6 protein-coding genes are annotated in these 5,716 nt (G+C 45.3%); all 6 read left to right on the forward strand.

What is annotated here, in order from left to right; all coding sequences use genetic code 11:
* Positions 1-32: 32 nt before the first annotated feature.
* The 6 genes from HQM11_21145 (at position 33) to HQM11_21170 (ending at position 5,607) form a co-directional block, all read left to right on the forward strand.
* Positions 33-284, forward strand: coding sequence for a DUF4351 domain-containing protein (locus tag HQM11_21145; protein MBF0353546.1), 252 nt, complete (start codon positions 33-35; stop codon positions 282-284).
* Positions 285-318: 34 nt separating this feature from the next.
* The gene (locus HQM11_21150; protein MBF0353547.1) at positions 319-1,443 is read left to right on the forward strand and encodes a DNA alkylation repair protein; all 1,125 of its coding nucleotides are present in this window, start codon (positions 319-321) and stop codon (positions 1,441-1,443) included.
* Positions 1,444-1,641: 198 nt separating this feature from the next.
* On the forward strand, positions 1,642-2,481 hold the full coding sequence (locus HQM11_21155; GenBank protein MBF0353548.1) for a hypothetical protein: 840 nt from the start codon (positions 1,642-1,644) through the stop codon (positions 2,479-2,481).
* 18 nt (positions 2,482-2,499) lie between these two features.
* The gene (locus HQM11_21160; protein MBF0353549.1) at positions 2,500-3,786 is read left to right on the forward strand and encodes a DUF2791 family P-loop domain-containing protein; all 1,287 of its coding nucleotides are present in this window, start codon (positions 2,500-2,502) and stop codon (positions 3,784-3,786) included.
* A 103-nt stretch (positions 3,787-3,889) separates the two neighbouring features.
* The gene (locus tag HQM11_21165) at positions 3,890-5,152 is read left to right on the forward strand and encodes a DUF2791 family P-loop domain-containing protein (GenBank protein MBF0353550.1); all 1,263 of its coding nucleotides are present in this window, start codon (positions 3,890-3,892) and stop codon (positions 5,150-5,152) included.
* A gap of 2 nt (positions 5,153-5,154) precedes the next feature.
* Positions 5,155-5,607, forward strand: a complete 453-nt coding sequence (locus tag HQM11_21170) for a hypothetical protein (protein MBF0353551.1) — start codon at positions 5,155-5,157, stop codon at positions 5,605-5,607.
* Positions 5,608-5,716 lie beyond the last annotated feature (109 nt).

A 5,716-nucleotide genomic window follows, 5' to 3' on the forward strand; every position in this document is an offset into this window, starting at 1 on the left:
TCCCCAACCCCGAAATTTTAGAGGAGATCATCATGCCCACATTAGCACAGCAATGGATTGACGAAGGTAAAGCGGAAGGTAAGATTGAAGGTAAAGCGGAAGGTAAGATTGAAGGTAAGATTGAAGGTCTGCTTTCAGTGACCCGAAAATTACTGAAAGTCAAATTCCGTGAAATCTCGAGTGAATACATTTCCCGTCTGGAAAGCATGACCATTCCACAACTGGAATCCCTGGCGGAAAAAATTCTGACCGCCAAAACCCTGGACGAATTGTTTGACATTTGATGAATAGCAATGATTTCAGCAGGAGACAAATAACATGGCAGGATTGAGTCAGGAAAATCCTTTGAAAGAGGTGTTTAATGAAAGGGTCGTTCATCAACTGGCGAATGCGATTCACAAACAGGATCCGTCTTTCAAGGTTGATGAATTTTGTGCTGAAACCGTCGGTTCTTTTGCCAAATCAGGTTTTTTGGAACGTGCAAAACACATTAAGGAAATGCTACGTAAATACCTTCCTGACCATTTTCCACAAGCTGTTGATATTCTGATAAAATCGTTAGGTCCCGAATTGCAGGAACCCGGGATCACCGTCTGGGATTCTTTTATTGTTATGGCCGAGTGCGCATTTGTCGCTGACTATGGCAAAGGGCATTACGATGTTTCCATGCAGGCGTTGTATGAAATGACGAAACGTTTTTCGGCAGAAGGCGATTTGAGAACTTTTTTAGAAGTGGACTACGAAAAAACAATGAGTATTCTGCATGAGTGGTGCGCTGATTCAAGTCCACATGTTCGTAGACTGGTGTCAGAAGGAACCCGTCCCCGTTTGCCTCTCGCTGGCAGAATAACACGATTTCAGAAAAACCCGGTCCCCGTTCTGGAACTACTGGAAAAATTAAAAGACGACTCTGAACTTTATGTGCGGCGTTCAGTCGCCAACAACATCAATGACATTGCCAAAGACAATCCGGACATTGCCATTGAAACCTTACGGAAATGGCAGAAATCCGGGAGTAAGAATGTTCAGTGGGTCGTTCGTCACGCAAGTCGCTCTCTGCTCAAACAAGGAAACACGGATGTGCTGGAAATACTGGGATATTCACCGGATGTGAGCATTGAGGTTTCACCGATCGAACTCAATCAGCGCCAATTCAAGGTTGGCGATACTCTCCAAATGTCTTTTTCCATCCATTCACAAGAAAAAAAATCGCGAAAATTGATGATTGACTATGTTGTGAATTATATGAAATCCAACGGCAAGGGGGCCGATAAAGTATTCAAGATGCGTGATATACAAATTGCACCCGACGCGACACTGCACATTGAAAAATCCCATAGGTTGAAAAACACTTCAGGTAGAAAACACTATTCCGGCGAACATTCCATCTCACTGCAAATCAATGGGAAACGATATCCAAAATCCAGCTTTTCAATGGTTTAGCCCTGATTGCAACAGGTTTGATGAAAATTCTGTCCCTTAAAAATCCTTGTTTTTTTCAACATTGTTTTGTGGTCTGACTTTCATGAACGCATGAAAGTTTTTATCTGGAGCGTTGAAATAATCTGATTGCCTCCTTTTTACTAATTTGATAAACCTTGGGCTTTATTTCTCAATGACCCTCTTCTCCCAAGGAATCTTATGGAACAACAGCCATCTTTTCTGGAACAGATCCGCACAGAACTGAACGAAATCGCAAAACCTTATCAGCAACAACAAAATCAGCGGAAACGCCGTCTGGATGTCATTGCGCAATGCATCCGCTGTACGGAAAAAGATGATTTTCTCACGCTCGATACTTTGTTGAAAAGCAACGAAGTGGCCGATGTTGAACAGGAGTCGGAACTTGCTGATTGCCAGCCTTTGTTTGAACAACTGCGAGAATATGCCAGCCAGCAGGTGGATCGTTACCGTGTTGATTTTTTGGATGACCTCAAAAACGCCGCTGACGCAGTCGGCCTGCCCATTACAATTGACTTGCCGAGATTCACAATCATGAAGGGGATTGAAGGTTCGGTTGATTTTAGCGGACGTCTCACCTTGATCAACGATCGTCCAATCAAAACCATTGATCCCAAACGCATAATCTCCGCGGCACTTAAATTGAAGCGCCGTTTGTATGATCGTCCCTTTGACCCGCAAAACTTCATCAACAGTATTTTTAAAACCTATACGGATCTCTTGAAACTGGAAAACAAACCCATCGGGCAGACCGTTCCCATTCAGCCGTTTTACAAGGAATATGTGATGTCCCTTCAGAGTAAGGTGTTTTTTCTGGATATGGACAAAGTCAAATTCAAGGGCTACAGCCTGGATGAATTCGCAGTCGATTTCTGGCGTTATATGGAATCCAATTCTGGTCCGGTTTCAGGAAAATACATGCTGGAATTGAGACCCGGTCGCAACAGCAACCTGTGGATGATTGACCCTGATGGTCAGCGTCGTCAAATATCCGGAATTGCCTTTCAGGAAAATCAATAACCAACAAAGGAGAGTACCATGAAATCCCAGCAGGATATTGCCCAGTTGAAACCATTCCAGGCTCGAGCCGTGATTGAGCATCTGCGTAAAGGCAGTGTTCCCATTGAATATGTTCCTTTTTTCACAGTGGGTCGCACCCAGTGGCTGACGTTGATTGAGGATGATCTGGAAAACTATATCGGCCAGGGTGGCTCCAAAGTCCGGTTCATCAACGGTGATTACGGCGATGGAAAAACCCATTTCATGTCAGTCATTCAACATCTGGCACTGGAAAAAAAGTTTGCGGTGTCATTTGTTGTTTTGACCCGTGAGGTGCCCATCCATAAATTTGAGGTGGTGTATCAGCAGATTGTCCAGCAATTGCGTAGCTCTGAAGAACAATCTGGCCTTCGCCCGTTGGTGACGCAATGGCTGAATTCTCTGGAAGAATCACTGACAGATAAGCCTGATGCAGTCATTGCCCTGACGGAATCGTTACGGAATCTACCGGGCATGAATCTGAATTTTGCCAATGCGCTGTCCGGAATGCTGGAACACCGTTTCATGGCAAAAAACCTGGAACATCCTGAAGAAAACGAGTCCCGGCAGGAAATCCTGTTTCAATGGCTGGAAGGTCAGAAAATCAGTAAAAAAGATCTTCAGCCATTTCAGATTTTTGAATCACTCAGCAAAACCAACAGCAAGCACCTGTTGCGTTCCCTGATCGCCTTTTTAAAATATCTGGGATATCAGGGACTGATTCTGTTGCTGGATGAACTGGAAACCATTATCGCCCAAGGGACTGCTGTCCGCAACTCCGCTTATGAAAACATCCGTCTGCTCATTGACAATACCGAGCAAACGGAATTCATGCACATCTTTTTTTCCATCATTCCTGATGTGCTGTCGTCAGAAAAAGGCTTCAAGTCCTATGATGCGCTCTGGAGTCGGGTGCGTTCCGTGGGTGAAGGCAAAAAACTCAATTATCGGGGTGTGCTGGTCGATCTGCACCGGACACCGCTGGAAACCCGTGAATTTGTGGATCTCGGATTGTGCCTGCGTCAGATTCATGAAATTGCCTACCGCTGGGATGCCCAAAACAGTATCCAGAATCCTCTCATAGAAAAACTGTGTGAAACCCAAAACAAAATGGGATTGCTCAGCGAAATTCGCCTCTTCATCAAATCCATCATCAGCTATCTCGACATGGCGGAACAGGGCAATGTTCCAGATGCGCAAAGCGATGTGATTGATCACATCACCAGCAACCAGCGTGAGATGGAACAGGAAAAACTCGAGCAACTTCAACCCAAATGGGATTCCTAAAACAAATTTTTCCACAGAACCACGTGATAAACGTAGGGGAGACCCGCTGGTCTCCCTTTTTCTCCGCGCCTCTGTGGCTATAAATAAAACAGGAGCATTCAGTATGAATTTTCAGTCACAAATCAATCAGGAATCGTCCTTTCATTTGCGGCAGGCCATGGAACGTCTGCGGGAAGGAATTTTTGATCCCGTCGCTGTTCGTTTGCTGACAGCGCATGAAGACCGATTGCAAGCCGCAGTGAATGTGGGACTACAGCAGGTAAGTTCCGGAAAATCGGCGCAATTGTTTGTTCGGGGGTCCTATGGTCAGGGAAAATCGCACAGCCTGGCCTATATTCAGGATTATGCGCAACGACAAGGATATGTCACCAGCATGATCAACCTGGACCCGAGGGAACTTCCCTTGCACCAGTTCAAACTAGTGTATGGCGCACTGATGGAAAACCTTAAATTTCCTGACAGAAATGACACTGTGTTCGAAAAACGCTGGAAACAATGGGTGGAACAACAATTTGCCGGAAAATCTATCACAGCGGAATCAGTAAAATCCCTGATTCCGGAAAATATACCCCACTTGTTTCGTTGCGTATTGACCGGTCTGGCCATGAACACCGTAGCGCTCACCAGCAAGCAGAAAACCACCAAAAAACACATGGCTTATCGTCCCAGAGAATTCTCGCCTCAACTTGCCCGGGTTTTTCGAGGCGAAACCATTTCCTATTCCCGACTGCAACGGGCACTCAAATACCGGCAAGTCGATTTTTATCGGGAACAATCACTGGTTTGCCGTGGTTTTGAGCCATACTGGCAGATGCTTCAGGGCCTGTCTGAACTATTCCGAAAAATGGGGTATGGCGGGTGGGTGATTCTATTCGACGAAGGTGAATCCATGGCGCAGGCCAATATTTCCATGAGAAACAGAAACTATCAGTTGTTACAGCAGATCTGGTTCTCTGAACAACCTGCCCACATCCTGTCAGTTTTTGCGTTCACTGATGATTTTTTTCACAAAGTGGAATCAGAAGATTATGACCGTCAACTTCTCCGGCAACAGGGTGAGGAACCCCTCGAAACTCCATATTTTGAGCAAAACTACGCACAGGCATGGCGATCTCTGAATCAGTTTCATCTTCAGGCTCTCACAGCCCGGGAATGGGATGATCTGGCAGAAAAACTGACCATGATGCACACTCGAGCTTATGACTGGAGCGCACCGGATCAACTCCAGGAGTTATTGAGGGAACGACTCAAAAAATCGGTGGGCGAAGAAACCCGCTATCGTCTGAAAGGTCTGGTCGATCAACTGGATCTGGAACAACAGGCACTGATGCTTAAAAACGTTACAAGCAAAGCAAACAGGAGTTAAAGATGGGATTAAATCAGAAGCAACTGCAAAAAAAACGGGATAAACGCAATGCCCGATATAAAGAAAAACATAAACATTCAAGGGCGGGCGGTCAGGCGGGCTTGGCTCATGCTCTCCAGTATCCCGTGTATCAATGTTTACAGGCAAAAGAATTGTTTGATTCAGGCATTGGCTATGTGCTTGTCAGCAGAAAAGAACACAACAGAGTCGTGATGGGGGTGTTTTTGCTGGATGTCTATTGTTTGGGGTGCAAAGACGCCTTCATACGAGTGATCACCATAGATCAATATGATACCATGGTATCAGAGTTCAACAGTCGGCAACGCCTGAAGACGATTCATCCCTCCTGTGCCAGAAAATTAGTGGAAGAAGCGGTGGATTACTCCCGAAATCTGGGATTACCACCGCACAAAGATTATGCCCAGGCTTATAAAATATTCGAGCTGTGCAGGTGATTTGAATATGTTGTAGAACAGGAATACACTGGATTTTGCGTTATTTTCCCCCAAAAAGAACCTTTTGATGCGAGAATCCTATGTCCAATTATGAAATCAAGATCCAGAT

Source organism: SAR324 cluster bacterium (assembly GCA_015232315.1).
GTDB lineage: Bacteria > SAR324 > SAR324 > SAR324 > NAC60-12 > JADFZZ01.